The organism is Sphingomonas oligoaromativorans, assembly GCF_011762195.1.
GTDB classification, from domain to species: domain Bacteria; phylum Pseudomonadota; class Alphaproteobacteria; order Sphingomonadales; family Sphingomonadaceae; genus Solisphingomonas; species Solisphingomonas oligoaromativorans.
In genome coordinates, this window is the sequence record NZ_JAASQK010000001.1 from 646235 (window position 1) to 669480 (window position 23246).

The 23246-nt window shown below is 67.5% G+C and carries 22 protein-coding genes and 3 tRNA genes; 21 read left to right on the forward strand and 4 right to left on the reverse strand.

The annotated features are described in order from the left end of the window. Nucleotides 1–12 precede the first annotated feature (12 nt). Nucleotides 13–1392 (forward strand): SPOR domain-containing protein, encoded by a 1380-nt coding sequence (locus tag FHS98_RS03115; protein ID WP_167099633.1) that lies wholly within the window; start codon nt 13–15, stop codon nt 1390–1392. A gap of 23 nt (nt 1393–1415) precedes the next feature. Here the strand turns inward: FHS98_RS03115 and FHS98_RS03120 are convergent, their stop codons facing one another. The 3 genes from FHS98_RS03120 to ruvX are packed head-to-tail and all read right to left on the reverse strand — an operon-like array spanning nt 1416 to nt 4149. Continuing rightward, nucleotides 1416–2666 carry a dihydroorotase gene (locus FHS98_RS03120; RefSeq protein WP_167099636.1) on the reverse strand — a complete coding sequence of 417 codons (1251 nt, stop codon included), beginning with the start codon at nt 2664–2666 and terminating at the stop codon, nt 1416–1418. Then, nucleotides 2663–3655, reverse strand: a complete 993-nt coding sequence (locus tag FHS98_RS03125) for an aspartate carbamoyltransferase catalytic subunit (protein WP_167099640.1) — start codon at nt 3653–3655, stop codon at nt 2663–2665. The genes FHS98_RS03120 and FHS98_RS03125 overlap by 4 nt, the downstream gene beginning before the upstream one ends. A 32-nt stretch (nt 3656–3687) precedes the next feature. Further along, entirely contained in the window at nt 3688–4149 is a 462-nt protein-coding gene (gene ruvX, locus FHS98_RS03130) for a Holliday junction resolvase RuvX (RefSeq protein WP_167099643.1), read from the reverse strand. 122 nt (nt 4150–4271) lie between these two features. Here ruvX and gatC point away from each other — a divergent pair, with 122 nt between their 5' ends. Genes gatC through gatB form a run of 3 tightly spaced genes read left to right on the forward strand, consistent with a single transcriptional unit; the run spans nt 4272 to nt 7502 of the window. Beyond that, a complete protein-coding gene (gene gatC / locus FHS98_RS03135; protein WP_019833458.1) occupies nt 4272–4559 on the forward strand; it encodes an Asp-tRNA(Asn)/Glu-tRNA(Gln) amidotransferase subunit GatC in 288 nt (95 codons plus the stop codon). Continuing rightward, nucleotides 4559–6040, forward strand: a complete 1482-nt coding sequence (gatA, locus tag FHS98_RS03140; protein WP_167099646.1) for an Asp-tRNA(Asn)/Glu-tRNA(Gln) amidotransferase subunit GatA — start codon at nt 4559–4561, stop codon at nt 6038–6040. Before gatC ends, gatA begins: the two co-directional genes overlap by 1 nt. 1 nt (nt 6041) lies before the next feature. Continuing rightward, entirely contained in the window at nt 6042–7502 is a 1461-nt protein-coding gene (gene gatB, locus FHS98_RS03145; RefSeq protein ID WP_167099649.1) for an Asp-tRNA(Asn)/Glu-tRNA(Gln) amidotransferase subunit GatB, read from the forward strand. 46 nt (nt 7503–7548) lie between these two features. Here gatB and FHS98_RS03150 read toward each other — a convergent pair whose 3' ends face one another. Further along, nucleotides 7549–8445, reverse strand: a complete 897-nt coding sequence (locus tag FHS98_RS03150; protein ID WP_243847819.1) for an aldose 1-epimerase family protein — start codon at nt 8443–8445, stop codon at nt 7549–7551. A gap of 128 nt (nt 8446–8573) precedes the next feature. Between FHS98_RS03150 and FHS98_RS03155 the strand changes: the two genes are divergently transcribed. The 17 genes from FHS98_RS03155 to FHS98_RS03230 all read left to right on the forward strand — a co-directional run bounded on the left by FHS98_RS03155 (nt 8574) and on the right by FHS98_RS03230 (nt 23211). After that, a tRNA-Leu gene (locus FHS98_RS03155) sits at nt 8574–8658 on the forward strand. 58 nt (nt 8659–8716) lie between these two features. Next, entirely contained in the window at nt 8717–10345 is a 1629-nt protein-coding gene (tig, locus tag FHS98_RS03160; RefSeq protein ID WP_167099652.1) for a trigger factor, read from the forward strand. Nucleotides 10346–10557: 212 nt separating this feature from the next. Continuing rightward, on the forward strand, nt 10558–11499 hold the full coding sequence (locus tag FHS98_RS03165) for a glycosyltransferase family 2 protein (protein WP_167099655.1): 942 nt from the start codon (nt 10558–10560) through the stop codon (nt 11497–11499). Nucleotides 11500–11570: 71 nt separating this feature from the next. Continuing rightward, on the forward strand, nt 11571–12227 hold the full coding sequence (locus FHS98_RS03170; protein ID WP_167099658.1) for an ATP-dependent Clp protease proteolytic subunit: 657 nt from the start codon (nt 11571–11573) through the stop codon (nt 12225–12227). 108 nt (nt 12228–12335) lie between these two features. After that, nucleotides 12336–13604, forward strand: a complete 1269-nt coding sequence (gene clpX, locus FHS98_RS03175; protein WP_167099662.1) for an ATP-dependent Clp protease ATP-binding subunit ClpX — start codon at nt 12336–12338, stop codon at nt 13602–13604. Nucleotides 13605–13814: 210 nt separating this feature from the next. Then, nucleotides 13815–16223: an endopeptidase La gene (gene lon / locus FHS98_RS03180; RefSeq protein WP_167099665.1), complete on the forward strand. Its 2409-nt coding sequence runs from the start codon at nt 13815–13817 to the stop codon at nt 16221–16223. Nucleotides 16224–16373: 150 nt separating this feature from the next. Continuing rightward, nucleotides 16374–16646: an HU family DNA-binding protein gene (locus FHS98_RS03185; protein ID WP_167099668.1), complete on the forward strand. Its 273-nt coding sequence runs from the start codon at nt 16374–16376 to the stop codon at nt 16644–16646. 173 nt (nt 16647–16819) lie between these two features. Next, a tRNA-Val gene (locus tag FHS98_RS03190) sits at nt 16820–16894 on the forward strand. A 235-nt stretch (nt 16895–17129) separates the two neighbouring features. Further along, nucleotides 17130–17206: transfer RNA gene (locus FHS98_RS03195), tRNA-His, on the forward strand. A 91-nt stretch (nt 17207–17297) separates the two neighbouring features. Then, nucleotides 17298–18347, forward strand: coding sequence for a Glu/Leu/Phe/Val family dehydrogenase (locus FHS98_RS03200; protein WP_167100349.1), 1050 nt, complete (start codon nt 17298–17300; stop codon nt 18345–18347). Between the two features lie 67 nt (nt 18348–18414). Continuing rightward, nucleotides 18415–19134 (forward strand): heme ABC transporter permease CcmC, encoded by a 720-nt coding sequence (gene ccmC, locus FHS98_RS03205; RefSeq protein WP_167099685.1) that lies wholly within the window; start codon nt 18415–18417, stop codon nt 19132–19134. Beyond that, complete coding sequence (locus FHS98_RS18950) at nt 19131–19259, forward strand: hypothetical protein (RefSeq protein ID WP_279588248.1); 129 nt, start codon at nt 19131–19133, stop codon at nt 19257–19259. Before ccmC ends, FHS98_RS18950 begins: the two co-directional genes overlap by 4 nt. After that, complete coding sequence (gene ccmE / locus FHS98_RS03210) at nt 19256–19690, forward strand: cytochrome c maturation protein CcmE (protein WP_167099689.1); 435 nt, start codon at nt 19256–19258, stop codon at nt 19688–19690. Before FHS98_RS18950 ends, ccmE begins: the two co-directional genes overlap by 4 nt. Next, on the forward strand, nt 19687–21624 hold the full coding sequence (locus tag FHS98_RS03215; RefSeq protein ID WP_167099692.1) for a heme lyase CcmF/NrfE family subunit: 1938 nt from the start codon (nt 19687–19689) through the stop codon (nt 21622–21624). Before ccmE ends, FHS98_RS03215 begins: the two co-directional genes overlap by 4 nt. Next, nucleotides 21624–22157, forward strand: a complete 534-nt coding sequence (locus tag FHS98_RS03220) for a redoxin family protein (protein ID WP_167099695.1) — start codon at nt 21624–21626, stop codon at nt 22155–22157. Before FHS98_RS03215 ends, FHS98_RS03220 begins: the two co-directional genes overlap by 1 nt. Further along, nucleotides 22154–22567, forward strand: coding sequence for a cytochrome c-type biogenesis protein (locus FHS98_RS03225; RefSeq protein WP_167099698.1), 414 nt, complete (start codon nt 22154–22156; stop codon nt 22565–22567). Before FHS98_RS03220 ends, FHS98_RS03225 begins: the two co-directional genes overlap by 4 nt. Beyond that, a complete protein-coding gene (locus FHS98_RS03230) occupies nt 22564–23211 on the forward strand; it encodes a tetratricopeptide repeat protein (protein WP_167099701.1) in 648 nt (215 codons plus the stop codon). The genes FHS98_RS03225 and FHS98_RS03230 overlap by 4 nt, the downstream gene beginning before the upstream one ends. Nucleotides 23212–23246: the final 35 nt, after the last annotated feature.

Below are 23246 nucleotides of genomic sequence, written 5' to 3' on the forward strand. Positions count from 1 at the left end.
GACGAGGATTGCATGAACCGCAGGATGCTCAGCCGGATCGCCGCGACGTCGCTGATGCTCGGCATCGCCACGGTCGGTTGCGCGCCCACCGCGCAGATGGCCCACCCGACCGCACTGGCCGATGCTGGCGGGGCCGATGTCGCTTCCCGCGCGGCGGCGAAGGCGCGGGCCGCATTGGCGGCGCACAAGGGCGCGGCCGCCGTCGATGCCGCCGAGAAGGCCGTCGCGGCCCGACCGGGAGATGCGTCCTATCGGATGCTGCTGGGCCAGACCTATCTGGCGGCGGGCCGGTTCGCTTCGGCGACGACGAGCTTCCGAGACTCGCTTTCGCTGTCGCCCGATCAGCCGAAGGCGCGCTTCGACCTCGCGCTGGCGATGATCGCGCAGGGCAACGGCCCCGAGGCGCTGACCATGCTGCGCGGGCTCGACGGCGGCGTTTCGGGTACGGATCTCGGCCTCGCGCTCGCCATGGCTGGGGATCGGGAGAGCGGCATTCGGGTGCTCACCGATGTGGTGCGCAGCGGCAAGTCGGACGCGCGAACCCGGCAGAATCTTGCGCTGGCGCTGGCGCTGGCGGGGCGCTGGGCGGAATCGCGCGCCATGGCGATGCAGGATACCTCGGCGGATCGTCTGGCCGATCAGCTTGCCGGCTGGGCGGAACTCGCCAAGCCGCAGACCGGTGCGCCGCAGCAGGTCGCCGCGATGCTGGGCGTCCAGCCCGCGGCCGATCCCGGCCTGCCCACCGAACTCGCGCTCGCCACTCCCGCGCCGGCGGAGAAGCCCGTCCCGCTGGCGATGGCGGCACCGGCTCCGCAGGCCGCGTCGACGCCGGTCCCGGCCGCCATGGCGGGTTCCGCCGGGATCGCGATGCCCACCATCTCGCATCTCGCGCCCAATCCGGTGACGGTGCCGTTCGTCGATCTGGCTCCGGCCAATCTCCATGCCGACGCCCCGGCCGCGACCGCCGTGCTGGTGGCGCAGCAGTCCACCAAAGAGGTGATGCCTTCGCCGCCGCCGCTGCTGCGTGCCCGGCCGATGCTGGTGCGGCAGGTCGTGTCCGTGCCGGCACCGGCCCGCGCTCTTAGGAGCGGCGGCTATGTCGTGCAGCTCGGGGCCTATTCCAAGGCGGCGACGATGCAGGCGGCGTGGGAGCGGGCATCGCGCCTGATGCCCAGGCTCGCCGGCTATGAGCCGGCCCGCGCCGAGTTCAGCTTCGCCGGCGGATCGCTGGTCCGTCTGTCCGTCTCTGGTTTCGCCAACCGTGGCGACGCCGTGCAGCTCTGCGAGCATATCCATGCGCGCGGCGGCCAGTGCTTCGTGCGTCAGGTGGCGGGCGATTCGCCGCTCCAGTGGGCGCGCCGCGACCAGCGCGTCCAGATCGCCTCCCGCTGATCCGATCCTAAGGCCGAGGGCGATCAGCCGAGCGGCTGGCCGCCCTTGATCGTCTTCAGCACCCGGCCCTGCACGGGAAGGCCGTCGAACGGGGTATTGCCCGCGCGACCGGCCAGCGCCTCCGCGGAAATCTTCCACGGCATGTCCTCGTCGACGAGGATCAGGTCGGCTGCGGCGCCTTGTGCGATCCGGCCTGCATCGAGCCCGAACAGGCGCGCCGGAGCGGCCGATATCAGCTCGAACAGACGGGGCAGCGTGACGACCTCGTCCTTCACCAGCGTCAGCGACAGGGTGAGCAGGGTCTCCGCACCGGCCATGCCCGGCTCGGCCGAGGCATAGGGCAGGCGCTTCGCCTCCGGTCCGCGCGGATCGTGCGCGGAGCAGAGCAGGTCCACCGTCCCGTCGCGCACCGCCTCGATCGACGCCTTGCGATCGTCCTCCGAACGGAGCGGTGGCGAGAGCCGTGCGAAGGTGCGGAACGGGCCGATCCCCTGTTCGGAAAGCAGCAGATGCGCCGGCGTGACGCCGCACGTCACCCTGACTCCGCGCCGCTTGGCCGTGCGGACGAGATCGAAGGCCCGCGCGGTCGAGAGCTGGCGGAAGTGGAGGCGGGCGCCGGTTTCCTCCGCAAGCGCGATGTCGCGCGCGACCGCCATCGCCTCGGCGATCGCAGGGGCGGAGGGGAGGCCGAGCCGGCTCGCCATTTCGCCATCCGTAGCGGCGGCGCCTTTGGTGAGGCCGTCGTCCTCGGCATGGGTCATGACGATGAGATCGAAGGCCGAGGCATAGGCCAGCAGGCGATACATCAGGCCGGAATCCGCGATCCAGCTTCGCCCGGTCGATACCGCGACGGCGCCGGCGCGTTGCATCAGGCCGATCTCGGCCATCTCGCGCCCTTCGAGCCCGCGCGTCGCGGCGGCGATGGGGACGATCGAGACGGCGTCGCTCGGAAAGGAAGCCGCCTGTCGGATCAGCGCCGGATTGTCGAGCGGGGGCGACTGGTCCGGCATCAGCAGGCTGGTGGTGATCCCGCCCGCCGTCGCGGCCGCCGGATCGATGGCGAAGGCGCCGACATCGATGATGCCCGGCGCGATCAAAGCGCCCTTGGCGTCGGCCACCACGTCCGAACGGCGGAAGAGCCCATGCTCGATGTCGCCGAACGCCTCGATCACGCCGTTGCGGATCAGCATTCCGCCTTCGGTGATCGTGCCCGCGACGGGATCGACGATCCGGCCGTTGCGGATGGCGAGCGTGCCCTTTTCCACGAGGCTCATGCCCAGCCCTCCACGCCGCGCCGCGCTCGCGTCAGAACGTCGAGGCAGGCCATGCGGACGGCGACACCCATCTCCACCTGCTCGGTGATGGCGGAACGCTGGAGATCGTCGGCGATGTCGCTGGTGATTTCGATGCCGCGGTTCATAGGCCCCGGATGCATGACGAGGGCGCCCGGCGCCGCGCGGCCGAGCCGCTCGCGGGTGAGCCCGTAGAAATGGTGATATTCGCGCGGCGAGGGGACGAACGCCCCATCCATCCGCTCGAGCTGGAGGCGGAGCATCATCACCACCTCGGCGCCTTCGAGGGCGGCGTCGAAATCGGTGTAGGGGATCGCCCCCATCCGCTCGATCGCAGACGGCAGCAGCGTCGGCGGTGCGACCACGCGCACCTCTGCCCCCAGCGTGCCGAGCAGGATGATGTTCGAGCGCGCGACCCGGCTATGCAGCACGTCGCCGCAGATCACCACGACCGTGCCGTTGATCCGGCCGACGCGGCGGCGGATGGTCAGCGCGTCGAGCAGCGCCTGCGTCGGGTGCTCGTGGCGGCCATCGCCGGCGTTGAGCACGGGGCAGTCCACCTTGTCGGCGATCAGGCCCGTCGCGCCGGAGCTGTCGTGGCGGATCACGATCACGTCGGGGCGCATCGCGTTCAGCGTCACGGCCGTATCGATCAGCGTCTCGCCCTTCTTCACGCTCGATTGCGCGGCGTGCATGTTGACCACGTCGGCGCCGAGGCGCTTGCCCGCGATCTCGAAGCTCAGCAGCGTGCGCGTCGAGTTCTCGAAGAAGGCGTTGATCTGGGTGAGCCCCGCCAGCCGGCTGTCATGCTTGCTGGTGTTGCGGTTGAGCGCGATCCACTGCTCGGCCTCGTCAAGGAGGAAGCCGATTTCCCAGGGCTGGAGGCCGGCGATGCCGGTCAGATGGCGATGGGGAAAGGGATGCACGCCGTCGGGAAGAGCGAATTCGGTGGGCGCGTCGGACATGAACATGCGCTCTAGTCGCGGCGCCCGAGCGTTACAAGCTAGACCCCGGCCATCGCGTCGATCGCGCCCTGAAGGATGTAGGCGGCGGCCATCTTGTCGACCACTTCGGCGCGCCGCGCGCGGGAGGCGTCGGCGTCGAGCAGCGTGCGCGTGACGGCGGCGGTGGACCAGCGTTCGTCCCAGAGCAGGATCGGCAGTTCGAGCGGCGCGAGGTTGCGGGCGAAGGCGCGAACGGCCTGCGTGCGGGGGCTGTCGGTGCCGTCCATGTTGAGCGGCAGGCCCAGCACGAGGCCGCGAATCGCCTGCGTCTGGACATGCTGGCGGAGCACGGCGAGATCGACGCTGAACTTCACGCGGCGGATCGTCTCGGCGGGGGTGGCGATAGTCCACATCGCGTCACAGAAGGCGAGGCCGATCGTCTTGGTGCCGACATCGAGCCCGGCGAGGCGGCCACCCTCTGGAAGCTGGTCGCGATAGTCGAGGGTGGAGGCGGTAATCATCGCGCCGGATTAGGAGCGGGGAGGCGCATTCGCAAGGACGGGCGCTTGATGCGGCGCGGAGCGGATGCTAGCCGCCGGAAGCTACGATAATCGTAATTTCACCACCCGCCGCAAAGGTTCCCATGTCCGTCGACCTGGCCACAGTCCGAAAGATCGCCGGCCTCGCCCGCATCGCCACGAGCGAGGCGGAAGCCGAGGCGCTGGTGCCCGAGCTCAACAACATCCTCGGCTGGATCGAGCAACTCGGCGAGGTCGATACCGACGGCGTCGAGCCGCTCGCCGCCGTCATCCCCAACCATCTGCGCCTGCGCGACGATGTCGTGACCGATGGCGGCATCCGTGACGCCGTCCTCAAGAACGCTCCCCAGGCAGAGCATGGCTTCTTCGCCGTGCCCAAGGTGATCGAATAATGACTGACCTGACTGATCTCGGCATCGCCGCCATCCGCGACGGCGTGGCCGCCGGCACCTTCTCCGCGCGCGAAGTGGCCGACTCTTTCATCGCCTCCGTCGAGAAGGGCCGCCCGTTGAACGCGTGGCTCGTCGAGACGCCCGAGCACGCCATCGCCGCCGCCGAGGCCGCCGACCGCGCCCGCACGCAGGGCGAGCTGCTGCCGCTCTCGGGCGTGCCGCTCGGCATCAAGGATCTGTTCGCGACCAAGGGTGTCGAGACGACGGCCGCGTCCGGCATCCTCAAGGGCTTCAAGCCGGAATATGAATCGACGATCACGTCGAAGCTGTTCGGCGCGGGCGCGGGGATGTTGGGCAAGCTCAACATGGACCAGTTCGCGATGGGCTCGTCCAACGAGACCTCTGCGTTCGGCAATGTGATCTCGCCGTGGCGGCGCAACGATGGCGGCAACGCCGCGCTTGCGCCGGGCGGTTCGTCGGGCGGTTCGTCGACGGCGGTCGCCGCGCGGATGGCGCCGGGCGTCACCGGCACCGATACCGGCGGCTCGATCCGTCAGCCAGCGGCCTTCACCGGCATCTCGGGCATCAAGCCGACCTATGGCCGCTGCTCGCGCTGGGGCGTGGTGGCGTTCGCCTCCTCGCTCGATCAGGCTGGCCCGATGGCCCGCGACGTCCGCGACTGCGCGATCATGCTGGAGGCGATGTCCGGCTTCGATCCCAAGGATGCCACCTCGCTCGATATCGCCGTCCCCCAGTGGGAAAAGGCATTGTCGGGCGATCTCAAGGGCAAGAAGGTCGGTGTTCCCAAGGAATATCGGGTCGACGGTATGCCGGCCGAGATCGAGGCGCTGTGGCAGCAGGGCATCCAGTTCCTGAAGGACGCGGGTGCGGAGATCGTCGAGGTCTCGCTGCCGCACACCAAGTACGCGCTGCCGACCTATTACATCATCGCGCCGGCGGAGGCCTCCTCCAACCTCGCGCGCTATGACGGCGTGCGCTACGGCCTGCGCGATCTGCCGGACGGTGCGAACCTTCAGGAGATGTACGCTGCGACCCGCGCCGACGGCTTCGGCGCCGAGGTGAAGCGCCGCATCATGATCGGCACCTATGTGCTCTCGGCGGGCTTCTACGACGCCTATTACACCAAGGCGCAGAAGGTCCGCGCGCTGATCGCCCGCGACTTCGATCAGGCCTGGGAGAAGTGCGACCTGCTGCTCACGCCGACGGCGCCGTCCGCGGCGTTTGCTCTCGGTGAGAAGTCGGCCGATCCGATCGCCATGTATCTGAACGACGTCTTCACCGTGCCGTCGTCGCTCGCGGGGCTTCCGGCGATGTCGGTCCCGGCCGGGCTTGACGCGCAAGGGCTGCCGCTGGGTCTCCAGATCATCGGCAAGGCATTGGACGAACAGGGCGTTTTGAACGCCAGCCTCGCGATCGAGGAACGGGCCGGCTTCACCGCTCGCCCGGGAAGGTGGTGGTAAGATGAGCAGCTATCGCATCCAGGGCGGCACCGGCGAGTGGGAGGTCGTGATCGGCCTTGAAGTCCACGCGCAGGTCACGTCGGAATCCAAGCTCTTCTCCGGCGCGGCGACCGCGTTCGGGGCCGAGCCCAACACGCAGGTCAGCCTGATCGACGCGGCCATGCCCGGCATGTTGCCCGTGCCGAACAAGGAGTGCATCCGTCAGGCGGTGCGCACCGGCATGGCGATCAACGCCCAGATCAACAAATGGTCGCGCTTCGACCGGAAGAACTACTTCTACGCCGATCTGCCGCAGGGCTATCAGATTTCGCAGCTTTATCATCCGCTTGTGGGCGAAGGCTCGATCGAGATCGAGCCCGAGGGCGCGGAGCCCAAGGTGATCGGCATCGAGCGCATCCATGTCGAGCAGGATGCCGGCAAGCTGATGCACGATCAGCACCCGACGCGCTCCTATGTCGATCTCAACCGCTCGGGCGTGGCGCTGATGGAGATCGTGTCGCGGCCGGACATGCGTTCGCCTGCGGAAGCAGGAGCTTACGTCAAGAAGCTGCGATCGATCCTGCGCTATGTCGGCTCGTGCGACGGCAACATGGAGCAGGGCTCCATGCGCGCCGACGTCAACGTGTCGGTCCGCAAGCCGGGCGACGCGTTCGGCACGCGCACGGAGACGAAGAACGTCAACTCGATCCGCTTCGTGATGGCCGCGATCGAATATGAGGCGCGCCGTCAGGTCGACCTGATCGAGGATGGCGGCACCGTTGTGCAGGAAACCCGCCTGTTCGACCCGGACAAGGGCGTCACCCGCTCGATGCGCTCCAAGGAAGATGCGCACGATTACCGCTACTTCCCGGACCCGGACCTGCTCCCGCTGGAGCTGGACGACGCGTTCCTCGAAGAAGCGCGCGCCTCGCTCCCGGAACTGCCGGACGCCAAGCGCAAGCGTTACGAGGAGGTGCTCGGCATCTCGGCCTATAACGCCGACGTGCTGACCGCCGATGTCGAGACGGCGCGCTGGTTCGAGGCGATGCTGGCCGAGGGCGCGCAGGCGAAGGCTGCGTCCAACTGGGTGATGTCCGAGCTGTTCGGCGCGCTCAACCGCCTTGGCAAGTCGATCTCCGAGAGCCCCGTGTCGCCGAAGCAGGCGGCGGAACTGGTCGGCCTTGTGCAGGACGGCACGCTTTCGGGCAGCCTCGCCAAGCAGGTGTTCGAGGTGATGCTCGAAACCGGTCAGGACGCCGGCGTGATCGTCGAGGAGCGCGGGCTCAAGCAGACCAGCGACACCGGCGCGATCGAGGCGGAGATCGCCAAGGTGATGGAGGCCAATCCCGACAAAGTGGCCGAATATCGCGGCGGCAAGGACAAGCTGTTCGGCTTCTTCGTCGGCCAGACGATGCGCGCGATGGCCGGCAAGGCCAACCCGGCGGTCGTCAACGATCTGCTGAAGAAGGCGCTCGACGCCTGATGGATGCCTCGCTCCCCGGCCGGGATGGTCGGGGAGCGGGTGCTTTCTAGAGGCTGACCCCGAACGTCATAGCCATCGCGAAATCCCGGCTCTCCCCCGGAACGAGCGTTACGACACCGGGCTTGTCTGCAAACTCGCCTGCAAAGCCCTCGTCGTCGGCATGGCCATGCCACGGCTCGATGCAGAGATAGCCCGCGCCCGGCTTGGTCCAGAGGCCCAGCATCGGCATCGCCGCGAAATCGACGCGGACGCCCGGCTTCTCCGGTACGCCGAACCATAATCCGCGACTGTTGGGCCGGTCGAGCACCAGGGCGTCCGCCTCGAACAGGGAATCCCGGAGGTGCAGTTCATCCTCCTGCACGGGCGTCGGCGCGGTGGGGCCGAGCAGTCCGCCGGCCACCACGGTGCGGATCGGCTCGGGCTCGGCGCTGTCGAAACGGACCAGATGCTGTTCGCGTGACAGCGCCCCCGCGCCCGGCAGTGGCCAGCGTAGCGCCGGATGGAAGCCGACCCCCACGGGCATCGGCGTGCCTCCGCGATTGGTGACGGTCGCGATCGTCTCCAGCGTCGCCCCATCGAGCCGATGCGTGACGTCGAGGCGGAAGGCGAAGGGGTAATGCCCCCGGCTCTCCGCATCATCCTCCAGGCGGAAGGTGACCGACTGCGTCAACTGTTCGATCGGGACAAAGCGTCGCCGCCGCGCGAATCCGTGCTGCGCCATGGGGTATTCGCGACCGGAGAAACGCGCCATTCCGCCCGTCAGCGCGCCAACGGTGGGGAACAGGATCGGCGCCCGGCCGGTCCACCAGCGCTCGTCCCCGTCCCAGAGCCACTCGCCGCCTTGGCTGTCCGTGATCGATTGCAGCTCGGCGCCGAGCGGCGAGACGGTCACGGTGAGATCGGGCGAGGCGAGGGTGACGAGATCGCTCATATCCGCTGTCATGCCACCCTCCCGGCCATGTTCCTAGATCGCGGCGACGCTTCTTTCGCGCGGTTGGCGTGCTAAGAGGGCCGTACAGCTTGCCCTTGGCGGCGTGGCTGTTATAGACGCGCGCCGACCAGCGACTGCACGCGGGCGTGGCGGAATTGGTAGACGCGCTGGATTTAGGTTCCAGTATCGCAAGATGTGGGGGTTCGAGTCCCTTCGCCCGCACCAGCTCCCGGCCCGCGGAGCAGGCGCAGTTGAAACGAGATTCCTGAAAAGAAGGCTGACCATGCAGACTGTCGAGACGTTGAACGAGGGGCTGAAGCGCGCTTACAAGCTCACGATCCCGGCCAAGGATATCGCCGCGCGTGTCGACGAGCAGGTGAAGCTGGCCGCCCCGCAGATTCGGATGCCCGGCTTCCGCCCCGGCAAGGTGCCGGCCAACATCGTCAAGAAGATGCACGGCCCGGCGCTGCACCAGGACGCGCTGAACAACGCCGTGCAGGAAGGCATCCAGAAGCTGCTCGTCGAGCAGAAGCTGCGCCCGGCGACCCAGCCGGCGGTCGACCTCGACAAGGATTATGAAGAAGGCAAGGATGCCGAGCTGGGCGTCAGCCTCGAAGTCCTGCCGGACGTGCCGGCGCCCGCGATCGACGCGCTGAAGCTGGAGCGCCTGACGGTCGCCGCGGCCGACGCCGAGATCGACGAGCAGGTGGCGCGCATCGCCGCCCAGTCCAAGCGCCATGACGCCGCCCCGGAAGGTCATCCGGCCATCGAGGGCGATCTGGTCGTCATGGACTATAAGGGCACCGTCGACGGCGTCGCCTTCGAGGGCGGCACTGGCGAGGGCATGTCGGTCGAGCTCGGCTCGGGCCGCCTGATCCCCGGCTTCGAGGAGCAGCTCGAGGGCGTGAAGGTCGGCGAGAGCCGTGAGCTGAACGTGACCTTCCCGAAGGACTATCCGGCCAAGAACCTCGCGGGCAAGGACGCGGTGTTCGCCGTCACCGTCACCGAGGTGAAGGTTCCGGCCGAAACCGTGATCGACGACGAGTTCGCCAAGCAGCTCGGCCTCCAGGGCCTCGACCAGCTCAAGGAGCTCATCAAGGGCCAGGTGGAGCAGGAGCTGAACGGCCTCACCCGCACCCACATGAAGCGCAAGCTGCTCGATCAGCTCGCCGAGGGTCATGATTTCCCGGTTCCGCCGTCGATGGTCGAAGCCGAGTTCGCCCAGATCTGGCAGCAGCTCGAGCACGAAGCCACCCACGAGGCGGATGTCGAGGCCGCCAAGGCCGAGCTGGAGAAGGATCGCGACGATTACCACGCGATCGCCGAGCGCCGCGTGCGCCTTGGCCTTCTCCTGTCGGAGATCGGTCAGGCGAACGGCATCGAGGTCACCCAGGCCGAGATGCAGCGCCTGATCGCGCAGGCCGCCGCGCAGTATCAGCCGAAGGACCGCGAGCGCTTCGCCCAGTACGTCCAGCAGGATGCGATGGCCGCCGCCCAGCTTCGCGCGCCGCTCTATGAGGACAAGGTCGTCGACTTCCTGTTCTCGAAGGCCGAGATCAGCGATCGCGAAGTGACTCGTGAGGAGCTGGAAGCGGCGATCGAGGCCGATGACGGCTTCGTGTCGGGCACGCACGTCCACAATCACGATCACGATCATCATGACCACGACCATGGCCATGACCACGATCATGAGGCTCCCAAGCCGAAGGCGAAGAAGCCGGCTGCCAAGAAGGCCGCCGCTGCCGACGCCGCCGAAGAGGTGAAGGCCGAGGAGCCGGCGAAGAAGCCGGCCGCGAAGAAGGCGCCGGCCAAGAAGGCTGCAGCCGCCGACGAAGGCACGGCCGTCGAGCCCGCCAAGAAGCCGGCCGCCAAGAAGGCTCCGGCCAAGAAGAAGGCGGCCGACGCCGAGTAAGGAGATCGGCTCCGCCCGGTCTGTCGGGCGGAGCGGCTCTTTCGCGCGGGCACGATCCGCGACGCATGGCTCCCTGATATTCGGGGGGCCATGTCTGTTTCTGGGGTATCGGGCTTGTTGCGCAAGCGGTGCCTTGGCTATGGACGCAACATAGACATCGGGCGGGTGAGGGGACTTGCCCCTCCGTCCACGATCCCCAGCAGGTAAATGCCTTGTCCCAATCGCAGCTTCCCTTGCGCGTCGCCGTCATCCTGCCGTGCTACAACGAAGAGGCGGCGATCGGGCAGACCGTCGCGGCTTTTCGGGCCACGCTCCCGGATGCCACGGTCTATGTCTACGACAATAACAGCCGCGATCGGACGGCGGACTATGCGCGCGCCGCCGGCGCCGTGGTCCGCACCGAACGGATGCAGGGCAAGGGCCACGTCGTCCGCAGGATGTTCGCCGATATCGAGGCCGACGTCTATGTGATGGCCGATGGCGACGCGACCTATGATGCCTCCGCCGCGCCCGCGCTGATCGATCGGCTGGTCGAGGAGCGGCTGGACATGGTGGTCGGCGCGCGCCGTTCGGAGATCGAGCTGGCGTATCGCCCGGGCCACCGACTCGGCAACAAGCTGCTGACCGGGATGCTCGCCCAGCTTTTCGGCCGCAGTTTCTCGGACATCCTTTCGGGGTATCGCGTCTTTTCCCGTCGCTTCGTGAAGAGCTTTCCGATCCTGTCGGAGGGTTTCGAGATCGAGACGGAGATCAGCGTCCACGCCCTCGAACTCAGGATGCCCTGCGCCGAGATCGAGACGGATTATGCCGCGCGGCCGGAGGGCTCGGTCTCCAAGCTCTCCACCTATCGCGACGGCTGGCGCATCCTGCGCACGATCCTCAACCTGTATCGGATCGAGCGCCCGGTGCTGTTCTTCGGCCTCGCGGGGGCGTTGCTGCTGCTTGTGGCCCTGGTGCTGGCGGAGCCGCTGGCCGAAACCTATTTCGCCACGGGGCTGGTCCCGCGCCTGCCGACGGCGATCCTTTCCACCGGTTTGACGTTGCTCGCCTTCCTCAGCTTCTTTTCCGGGGTGATCCTCGATACGGTCACACGGGGGCGTCGCGAGATGCGGCGGCTTGCCTATCTGGCTCTGCCCGCCGTGGGCGAAGGCTGAAAGGCCCCTTGAAGTCCCCCCGCGAAGCGCCGATGTTGGCGTGACAGAGGGCAGAAGGAACCCGAATTCCCATGAACCGTCCCATTCCTGAAGGCATCTTCCACAACGACGCGGCGGCCGGGCTCGTGCCGATCGTCATCGAGCAGTCGAGCCGCGGCGAGCGCAGCTTCGACATCTATTCGCGCCTGCTCCGCGAGCGGATCGTGTTCGTGAACGGCGGCGTCGAGGATCATATGGCCTCGCTGATCGTCGCGCAGTTGCTCTTCCTCGAGTCCGAGAACCCGAAGAAGGACATCTTCCTCTACATCAACTCGCCGGGTGGCGTGGTGACGGCCGGCATGGCGATCCACGATACCATGCAGTATATCCGCCCGCGCGTCGGCACGATCTGCGTGGGCCAGGCGGCGTCGATGGGCAGCTTCCTGCTCGCCTCCGGTGAGCCGGGTATGCGCTTCGCCACCACCAACGCCCGCGTGATGATCCATCAGCCGTCGGGCGGCGCGCAGGGCATGGCTTCGGATATCGAGATCCAGGCCAAGGAAATCCTGCGCATCCGGCATCGGATGAACACGCTGTACGCGAAGTACACGGGTCAGCCGATCGACGTGATCGAGCGGGCGATGGACCGCGACAAGTTCCTCGAAGCGGATGAGGCCAAGGAATTCGGCCTGATCGACGAGGTGTTCGACAAGCGTCCGGCTCCGACGGAGGAGAAGGCAGCGGCGTAATGGGACATTGTGCCGGTGAAATGGGCCAAAAGCCCATTGCCCGGCACGCCCAAGCGTCTAGACTGATTGATTGAGGATGGCCGGTTATCCGGCGTCAAGGAAGCGAATATGCCAAATCTGAGCGGCGGCGATAGCAAGAGCACCCTCTACTGCTCCTTCTGCGGGAAGAGCCAGCACGAGGTGCGTAAGCTGATTGCTGGACCGACCGTGTTCATCTGCGACGAGTGCGTGGAACTGTGCAACGACATCATCCGTGAGGAGACCAAGTCCTCGCTGGTGAGCAAGCGCGACGGCGGCGTGCCCACGCCGCAGGAAATCTGCGACGTTCTCGATGATTATGTGATCGGCCAGAAGCAGGCGAAGCGCGTGCTCTCGGTCGCGGTGCATAACCACTACAAGCGGCTGAACCACGGCGCCAAGGGTGCCGATGTCGAACTGGCCAAATCCAACATCCTGCTCGTCGGCCCGACGGGTTGCGGCAAGACGCTGCTCGCGCAGACGCTGGCCCGCATCCTCGACGTGCCGTTCACCATGGCGGACGCGACGACGCTCACCGAGGCGGGCTATGTCGGCGAGGATGTCGAGAACATCATCCTGAAGCTGCTCCAGGCCTCCGACTATAATGTCGAGCGGGCGCAGCGCGGCATCGTCTATATCGACGAGATCGACAAGATCAGCCGCAAGGCCGACAACCCCTCGATCACGCGCGACGTGTCGGGCGAGGGCGTGCAGCAGGCGCTCCTGAAGCTGATGGAAGGCACCACCGCGAGCGTTCCGCCGCAGGGTGGCCGCAAGCATCCGCAGCAGGAGTTCCTCCAGGTCGACACGACGAACATCCTGTTCATCTGCGGCGGCGCCTTCTCCGGTCTGGAGAAGATCATCGCGGATCGTTTGCAGGGCAAGTCGATCGGTTTCGGCGCCTTCGTGGCTTCGCCCGAGGAACGTCGCGTCGGCGACACGCTCCGCCAGTGCGAGCCCGAGGATTTGCTGAAGTTCGGCCTGATCCCCGAGTTCGTCGGCCGTCTCCCCGTCATCGCGACGCTGGAGGATCTGGACGAGACCGCGCTGGTCAAGATCCTGTCCGAGCCGAAGAACGCGCTGGTCAAGCAGTATCAGAAGCTGTTCGACATGGAGGGCGTGAAGCTTTCCTTCACCGACGAAGCGCTGGTGGCCGTCGCCCGCAAGGCGATCGACCGCAAGACCGGCGCGCGTGGCCTGCGCTCGATCCTCGAAGGCATCCTGCTCGACACCATGTTCGAGCTGCCCTCGATGGAGGGTGTCGACGAGGTGATGATCGACAAGGACGTGGTGGAGGGCCGCAAGGAGCCGATCCGCGTCTTCTCGAAAAAGGCGAAGGAAGTTCCCGGCGCGGCCTGAGAGCTTCTATGAGGTAGGGAAGGGGGCGTTCGGGGAGACCCGGACGCCCCCTTCTCGTTCGGGGTGCTGGCCGGCTCTTTCGGGAGCGCCGTTCACGGTTCATGCACCCCGACGGAGCCAAAGGTTGAGCGCTGCATTGATGCGGGTCGCGTGCGTCGCCATATTGCTATCCGAACGGGGCGGCATCGTGCGCCGTCCGCTGGAGATTTCATGACCGAGACTCTTCCTGTCCTGCCCCTGCGCGACATCGTCGTGTTTCCGCACATGATCGTGCCGCTGTTCGTCGGCCGCGAGAAGTCGGTGGCGGCGCTGGAAACCGCGATGGCGGCGGACAAGTCCATTTTCCTGGTGGCCCAGCTCGATCCGGCCGAGGACGATCCCGATCGCGCGGCGCTCTATGATCTTGGCGTGGTGGCCACTGTCCTCCAGCTTCTGAAGCTGCCGGACGGGACGGTCCGCGTGCTGGTCGAGGGGCGCCAGCGCGCCACGCTGGAAACGCTGGAGGCCGACGGCAAGCAGCTCACCGCCACGGTGGCTTTGGTCGAGGAGCAGGAGGGCGAGGGCGCCGAGACGCAGGCGCTGATGCGCTCCGTGGTCGACCAGTTCGATTCCTATGCCCGCCTCAACAAGAAGCTGCCGTCCGAGACGTCGACCCAGCTCAGCCAGGTCGAGGAGCCGTCGAAGCTTGCCGACATGGTCGCCGCCAATCTGGGCGTGAAGGTGTCCGACAAGCAGGCGCTGCTGGTCGAGGCCGATCCCGCCAAGCGGCTGGAGATGGCGTTCGCCTTCATGGAGGGCGAGCTTGGCGTGCTGAAGGTCGAGAAGAAGATCCGCTCGCGCGTGAAGCGCCAGATGGAGAAGACCCAACGCGAATATTACCTCAACGAGCAGCTCAAGGCGATCCAGCGCGAGCTGGGTTCGGAGAGCGAGGAGGACGGCAACGAGGTCGCCGAACTCACGCAGAAGATCGCCAAGCTCAAGCTCTCCAAGGAAGCCCGCGCCAAGGCGACGGCCGAGCTGAAGAAGCTCAAGACGATGGCGCCGATGTCCGCCGAGGCGACGGTCGTGCGCAATTATCTCGACGTGCTGCTCGGCCTGCCATGGGGCAAGAAGAGCAAGGTCAAGCAGGACATCCCCGCCGCCGAGCGCATCCTCGACGAGGATCATTATGCGCTGGAGAAGGTGAAGGAGCGCATCGTCGAATATCTCGCGGTGCAGGCGCGCACCAACAAGGTGAAGGGGCCGATCCTCTGCCTCGTCGGCCCGCCCGGCGTGGGCAAGACCTCGCTCGGCCGCAGCATCGCGAAGGCGACGGGGCGCGAGTTCGTGCGCCACTCGCTTGGCGGCGTGCGCGACGAGGCCGAGATTCGCGGCCATCGCCGGACCTATATCGGCTCGATGCCGGGCAAGATCGTCAACAATCTCAAGCGGGCAGGCACGAGCAACCCGCTCTTCCTGCTCGATGAGATCGACAAGCTGGGCCAGGATTTCCGGGGCGATCCGGCGTCCGCGCTGCTGGAGGTGCTCGATCCCGAGCAGAACGCCAAGTTCCAGGATCATTATCTGGAGATCGACATCGATCTTTCGGACGTGATGTTCGTCTGCACGGCGAACAGCCTGAACCTGCCGCAGCCACTGCTCGATCGCATGGAGATCATCCGCCTCGAAGGCTATACCGAGCAGGAGAAGCTGGAGATCGCCAAGGCGCACCTCATCAGCAAGCAGATCGAGGCGCATGGCCTGAAGGCCGGCGAGTTCACGCTCACCGACGACGGCCTACTGGCACTGATCCGCTACTACACGCGGGAAGCCGGCGTCCGCACGCTGGAACGCGAGATCGCGCGTCTCGCCCGCAAGGCGCTGCGCCGCATCCTGGAGAAGAAGGCCGAGACGGTCGTCATCGACGAGACCAACCTCGCCGAGTTCGCCGGTGTGCAGAAATATCGCTATGGCGTATCCGAGGAAGAGGACCAGATCGGCGCCGTCACCGGCCTCGCCTGGACCGAGGTGGGCGGCGAGTTGCTGACCATCGAGGCCGTCACCGTACCGGGTAAGGGGCTGATCCAGACCACCGGCAAGCTCGGCGACGTGATGAAGGAAAGCGTCCAGGCGGCGTACAGCTTCGTCAAGGCGCGGTCGCCGGCCTATGGCGTCCGCCCGAGCCTGTTCGCGCGCAAGGACGTCCATATCCACCTGCCGGAAGGCGCGGTGCCCAAGGATGGCCCGTCGGCGGGCATCGGCCTTGCGACCGCGATCATCTCGACGCTGACCGGCGTCGCGGTGCGCCGCGACGTGGCGATGACGGGCGAGGTGACGCTGCGCGGCCGTGTGCTGCCGATCGGCGGGCTCAAGGAGAAGCTGCTGGCGGCGCTGCGCGGCGGCATCCGCACCGTGCTCATCCCGGCCGAGAACGAGAAGGATCTCGCCGAGATTCCCGCCTCGATCAAGGATGGTCTGGAGATCGTGCCGGTCAAGCATCTCGATGAAGTGCTGGCCCGCGCGCTCGTCTCCCCGATCGATCCGATCGAGTGGACCGAGGCCGATGAACTTGCCGCCGAACCCCCTGCGGGGATCGCTCAGCGTGGTGAATCGACGGGTGACCCTGCAATTCGTCACTGATTTCGTCGTTTGAGCGCATGAATGGGGCGAGTTTGCTTGACTCGCCCCAAATAGTCATCGTTTTCTCTGCACGCTGTGATTCTGGCGGTGCGCCGCGGGAATATGCACGTCGGTCCGATCCCGGACTAAGAAGCAGGGGGTCCTTGAAGGATGAATAAGCAAGAGCTTATCGGCGCGGTTGCGGAGTCCGCCGGCCTTACCCGGAACGATGCCGGCAAGGCGGTCGAGAGCGTGTTCGACAGCATCAGCAGCGCGCTCAAGAAGGGCGACGAAGTGCGGCTTGTCGGTTTCGGCACCTTCTCCGTCAGCAAGCGCAAGGCATCGACGGGGCGCAATCCCCGGACGGGCGAACCCATGTCCATCTCCGCTTCCACCCAGCCCAAGTTCAAGGCGGGCAAGGGCCTCAAGGACGCGGTCAACTGAACGTGCGAAAGAGCGGCTGGCGCAGGGGCCAGCCGCTCTTTTTTATTTTTGTGACAAAGAGGCGCTGGACAGCCGGGTTGAGGCGCGCTAACCGCCCCACACCGACGGGGCGCTGGCCTTGTCGCTCTCCGGCGGAGCATCGGTTTTCCCGGTAACAGCCGGTATCAGGACGTGGGCGCGTAGCTCAGCGGTAGAGCACACCCTTCACACGGGTGGGGTCACAGGTTCAATCCCTGTCGCGCCCACCACGTCCTTATCCATTCCCCATCAACGGTGATGAGCAGGCGGCTTTCGGTCTCGGCCGAGGGCGTGCAATGTGGTCTCCACCCATCGCCTTGCGGAAGGCGGGATGTCCCCGGCCTGCCTCCGGGGCGGATCGCTGCGGGCACCGTGAAAGATAATTGCAAACAAGTGCCAACATGCCTTGACGGCCGCCCCTGAGCCCTCCTAAGGGGGCGCCACGCTGCCGACGACGGCTTCGTGGCGATCGTAGCTCAATTGGTTAGAGCGCCGGTTTGTGGTACCGGAGGTTGCGGGTTCAATCCCCGTCGATCGCCCCATCGTCTCCCCTTCAGCGGACAGCGCGACTAGGGGATATGTGAGCCGGGCTCCCATGGTCATCCTGAAAGGACCGGCCAAAGGTTGAGCGCAATGGCCCCCTGGGAATATCCCGATTTCGACGAGCATGAAGGTGTCCATTTCTTCCGGGACGCCGCCTCGGGCCTTTCGGCGATCATCGCCGTCCACTCGACCGCTCTTGGCGCCGCGGCCGGTGGTTGCCGTTACTGGACCTACGCCCGTTCGGACGAGGCGATCACGGATGCGCTGCGCCTGTCGCGCGGCATGAGCTACAAGAACGCCATGGCCGGCCTGCCGATGGGCGGCGGCAAGGCGGTGATCCTCGCAGACGCCGCGCGCCCGAAGTCGTCTGAGCTGCTCGCGGCGTTCGGCAAGGCGGTCGACAGCCTCGGTGGCCGTTACATCACGGCGGAGGATGTCGGCATCTCGGACGCCGACATGGTGCAGATCTCCAAGCACACCAGGCACGTCTCCGGCCTGCCGGTGGCGGGCGCCGGCGACGCGGGTGGCGATCCCGGCCCGTTCACCGCGATGGGTGTCTATCTGGGCGTGAAGGCTGCCGTGCGCCGCGCGCTGAAGCGGGATGACATGGCGGGCGTGCATGTCGCCATCCAGGGCGTCGGCAGCGTCGGTGGCGGCCTTGCCCGTCTGCTCGCCAAGGACGGCGCGAAGCTGACCCTGGCCGACGTCAACGCCGATCGCGCCAGGGCGCTGGCGGCGGATCTGGGCGGCGAGGCCGTGCCGGCGGATTCGATCCTGACCGTGGAAGCCGACGTCGTCAGCCCCTGCGCGCTGGGCGCGATCCTGACCGCCGAGAGCATCGCGGCGCTCAAGACCCCGATCATCGCGGGCGGCGCCAACAACCAGCTCGCGACGCCGGAAGACGGCTGGCGCCTCCATGCGCGCGGCATCACCTACGCGCCGGACTATGTCATCAACGCGGGCGGCATCATCAATGTCGGCCTCGAATATCTGGGCCATGGCGACCGTGCCGAGGTCGAGAAGCGGATCGCGGAAATCCCCGGCCGCCTCGACAAGGTGTGGGAAGAGAGCGCCTCGATCAGCGAGCCGTCGTCGATCGTCGCCGATCGCATGGCGCAGCGCCTGATCGGTCGCGGCTGATCTGCGAAGCTGGGGAAGTCGACGGCTTCCCCAGCGCCTCGGCTCCGCGTAAGGCTATGGCAGAGCCATGCACGTCTTCGCGAATCCCGCCCGTTTTCTCTCGATCGCGCGCCCGCTGACCGGCTGGTTCGGCTGGTGCGGTGCGGTGCTGATCGCCGTGGGCTTGGGCGCGGGCCTGTTCCTGACGCCGGTCGATTATCTCCAGGGCCAGACGGTCCGCATCATGTATGTCCATGTGCCGGCCGCGTGGCTCGGCATGGCGGGCTGGAGCGGCATCGCGGTCGCGAGCCTGGCCGAACTGGTCTGGCGGCATCCGCTGGCCGGGGTCGCGGGCCGCGCAGTGGCGCTGCCGGGGGCGGTGTTCACCGCGATCTGCCTTGCGAGCGGCTCGATCTGGGGGCGCCCGACCTGGGGCACCTGGTGGGAGTGGGACGGGCGGCTGACCTCGATGCTGGTGCTGCTGTTCCTCTACATCGCCTATATCGCGCTGGCCGATGCGGTCGCCGAGCGGGGCGGGCAGGCGCGGGTGGCGGCGATCTTCGGGCTGGTCGGTGCGGTGAACCTTCCGATCATCCATTTCTCGGTGCTGTGGTGGCGCACGCTCCATCAGGGGCAGAGCATCGGCTTCACCGGATCGACCATCGATCCCGCGATCCTCTGGCCGCTGCCGATCGCGCTTGCGGGCTTCACGCTGCTGTTCGGCGCGATCGTGCTGATGCGGATGCGCGCGGCGCTGGCGCGAGGCAAGGTCGAGGCGCGGCTGCGGCGGCTGGGGAGTGCGGCATGAGCCAGTGGCCCTTCGTGATCGCGGCCTATGCGGTCGCCATTGCCGGCACGCTGGCGCTCGCCATTGGGAGCTTCGTGTCGATGCGTCGCGCCGAGCGGGCGGCGGAGGCTCTGAAGCGTCGATGAAGGCCAAGAACCAGAGGCTGGTGCTCGTGCTGGCGGCGACGGGCGCTCTCGTCGCAGCGGCGCTGCTCGCCATGTCGGCGCTGAAGGATCAGGCTTCCTATTTCTACACGCCGGGAGACGCCGTGCGCGATCATGTCGCGCTCGGCCAGCAGATCCGGCTGGGCGGGATGGTCGAGAAGGGATCGCTCCACCGCGAGGCCGATGGCGTGACCATTTCCTTCCGCGTGACCGACGGCGCGGCGAGCGTCGCCGCGCGCTACACCGGCATCGTGCCGGACCTGTTCCGCGAAGGCTCGGGCGTGGTGGCGGAGGGGCGCTTCATCGCGCCCGGAAGCTTTGTCGCCGACACCATCCTCGCCAAGCATGACGAGCGCTATATGCCGCCGCAGGTCGCGGGCTCGATGCACGAAGCCAAGAGCCTGAAGCCATGATCGCCGAAACCGGGCTCGCGGCCCTCTGGATCGCCGCCGCGCTGGCGCTGTTGCAGGCGTGTCTGGGGTTGGGCGCTCTGGGGCGCGAGGGCGCGCCGCTGATGCGTGCCGTGCGACCGGTGGCGGTGGTGCAGGCGCTGATGACGCTGACGGCGTTCGGGGCACTGCTGCTGGTCTTCTGGCGGACCGACCTGTCGGTGAAGCTGGTCGCCGAGGAAAGCGCCACGACGCTTCCGGCGATGTACCGGATCGCGGGCGCATGGGGGAACCATGAGGGCTCGATGCTGCTCTGGGTGACGATCCTGGCGCTGTCGGGCGCGGCGGTGGCGCTGCTCGAACGGCGTCTGCCGGAGCGGACACTTGCCGCGACCATCGCCGCGCAGGCCGTGATCGCGCTGGGTTTCTTCGCCTTCCTGCTCTTCTCGTCCAACCCCTTCGCGCGGCTTCCCGTGCCGCCGGTGGAGGGGAGCGGCTTCAATCCGTTGCTGCAAGACCCAGGCTTGGCCTTCCATCCGCCAACGCTCTATGTCGGCTATGTCGGGCTGTCGGTGGCCTTCTCCTTCGCTGTCGGCGCGCTGCTGACGCGCGATGTCGGGCCGGCCTTTGCCCGCGCGATGCGGCCGTGGGTGCTGGGCGCGTGGGTGTTCCTGACGATCGGTATCACGGCGGGCAGCTACTGGGCCTATTATGAGTTGGGCTGGGGCGGCTGGTGGTTCTGGGATCCGACCGAGAACGCCTCGCTGATGCCGTGGCTCGCGGCGACGGCGCTGCTCCATTCGGTGACGGTGCTGGCGACGCGTGATGGCCTGCGCGCATGGACGGTGATGCTGGCGGTGGTCGCCTTCTCGATGAGCATGGTGGGGACGTTCCTCGTCCGCTCGGGCATCCTGACGAGTGTCCATGCCTTCGCGCTGGACCCGCGGCGGGGAGCGTTCATCCTCGTGCTGCTGGCGCTCTACATCGGTGGGGCGCTGGCGCTGTTCGGTGCGCGCATCGCGACCGTGAAGGAAGGCAACCGCTTCGATCCGGTGAGCCGCGAGGGCGCGCTGGTGGTGAACAATCTGCTGCTCTCGGCGATCCTCGGCATCGTGCTGATCGGCACGCTCTATCCGCTCGCCGTGGAGAGCATGACCGGCGAGAAGCTGTCGGTCGGCCCGCCCTATTTCAACGCCGCGGCGGGGCCGCTGGCGTTGATCCTCGTGGCGCTGGTCGCGGTCGGGCCGGTGATGCGCTGGCGGCGCGAAGACGTGGCAGCCGTGGCGCGTCGGGTAGCTGTTCCGGGGGCGATCACGCTCATGGCGCTGGTCGCGGTGCTGCTGCTCGCGCCGGGGATGCGGTTGCTGCCGCTCCTCGGCCTCGTGCTGGCGGTTGGAACGGGCGCCGCGAGCATCGCGCCGCTTTGGAAGCGCAACCTGCGGCGCACGCCGCTCTTCACCTGGGGCATGGTGGTGGCGCATCTCGGCGTCTCGGTGAGCCTTGCCGGCATGGCGTCGGAGAGCGCCTTCACCAAGGAGACGCTGGTTGCCGCGCGACCGGGGGAGACGGTGCGGGTCGGCCCCTATGTGGTCTGTTTCGCGGCGATCGATCCGGTGGCGGCGGAGAACTACACGGCGGTGCAGGCGACGCTGATCGCGACGCGCGGCGCGGCGCAACCCATCACGCTTCAGCCTGAGCAGCGCACCTTCGACAATCCGCCGCAGCAGACCAGCGAAAGCGCCATCGCCACCCGCCTCGACGGCCAGCTCTATGCGGTGGTGGGCGAACAGGTGCCCGGTGGACGCTGGCAGCTTCGCCTGTGGTGGAAGCCGTTCGTGACCTTGATCTGGGCGGGCGGCGCGCTGATCGCGCTCGGTGGGGCGCTGTCGCTGCTCGGGCGGACCTTGCCGCGACGCCGGCCGAAGGTCGAGCAAGACGGCTATGCGAGGGCCTATTGATGAAGACGGTGCGCATCCTCCTCTGGCTGCCGCTGGTCGCCTTTCTGGCCATTCTCGGGCTCGTTTCGTCCGGGCTGCTCAAGCCGCACGACACCACCGTCGTGTCGCAGATGGTGGGCAAGCCGCTGCCCGCCTTCACGTTGGCCTCCGCGCGGACGGGCGAGGGGGCGGTGACGGGCAAGGGCTTTGCCGACGGCCGGCCGCGCCTGCTCAACATCTTCGGAAGCTGGTGCGTGCCCTGCATCGCCGAGGCGCCGCAACTGATGGCGCTGAAGCAGGCGGGCGTGACCATCGAAGGCATCGCCGTGCGCGATCGGCCGGGCGACGTCGGCGAGTTCCTCCAGCGCAACGGTGATCCTTACGATCGCATCGGCCTTGACGATCAAGCGGTGTTGCAGGTGGCGCTCGGCTCCTCGGGCGTGCCGGAGAGTTTCCTGATCGACGGCAAGGGGATCATCCGCGCCCAGCATATCGGCGAGATCCGGCCCGAGGACGTGCCCGGCCTGATCGAAACCCTCAAGGCCATACGATGAGGCGGCGGTTCGCGCTTGCGGCGCTGCTGCTGGCCCCGGCGGCGCTCCGCGCCGATCCGGTGCTGGCGCCCGAGCCACTCGCCTATACGCAGCTTCCCGATGCGAAGCAGGAGGCCAGGGCGCAGGCGTTGATGCAGACGCTGCGCTGCGTCGTCTGCCAGGGCCAGTCGATCGCGGACAGCGACGCCGATCTCGCCGGAGATATGCGCGCCATCGTCCGCCAAAGGATCGCGGCGGGGGAGAGCCCGGAGGCGATCCGCGCCTGGATGGTGGCACGCTATGGTCGCTGGGTGAGCTACAGGCCGACGGTCGAACCGGTGACATGGCCGCTGTGGGGAGCGCCGCTGGTGCTGCTCCTGATCGGCGGCTTCCTCGCCCGGCAGGCTTTCCGGCGGCGGAGGCGCGGATGAGCGGCTGGATCGCCTTCGCCGTGTTGGGCGCGCTGGTGCTGCTGCTTTTGTGGCGGCCGGGGCGGCTCGACAGGTCGGTGCTGATGCTGGTCGGCGCGGCGCTGTTCGTGGCGGCGGCGGGCTATGTCTGGCAGGGGAGCCCCGGCGAGGCGGGGGCGCCGGCCGCCGGGCGGGAGGCGCCGATGCGGCAGGACGGCTTGTTCGCGGCGGAGCGGCAGTTGTTCCTGAGCAAATTCGGCGAGACGGGCGCGGTTCTCGCCACCGCCGACGCCTTCAACCGCATGAACGAGGACGAGGCCGCCGCCGGCCTGCTCCGCAACGCGATCCGCAAGCGGCCCAAGGATGTGGATCTGCGCATCGGCTACGCCCATGCGCTGTTCGTGGTGGCGCAGGGCAATGTGACACCCGCCGTCGCTCTCGCCTTCGATCGGGCCGAGGCGCTCGCGCCGCAGAGCCCGGCGCCACGCTATTTCCGTGGGCTGGTGCAGGTGGAGGCGGGCGATCTCGCCGGAGCCGAGCGTACCTGGCAGTCGCTCTACGACAGCCTGCCGGCCGATTCGCAATGGCGGACGCCGCTGGCCAGGCGGCTGATGGCCTTCGAGGTGGTCCGCGCCGCCGACGCCCGGCAGGCCGTGCACCCGTAAGGAAGACCGGCCGGGAGCGCGCGCCCGGCCGGCCC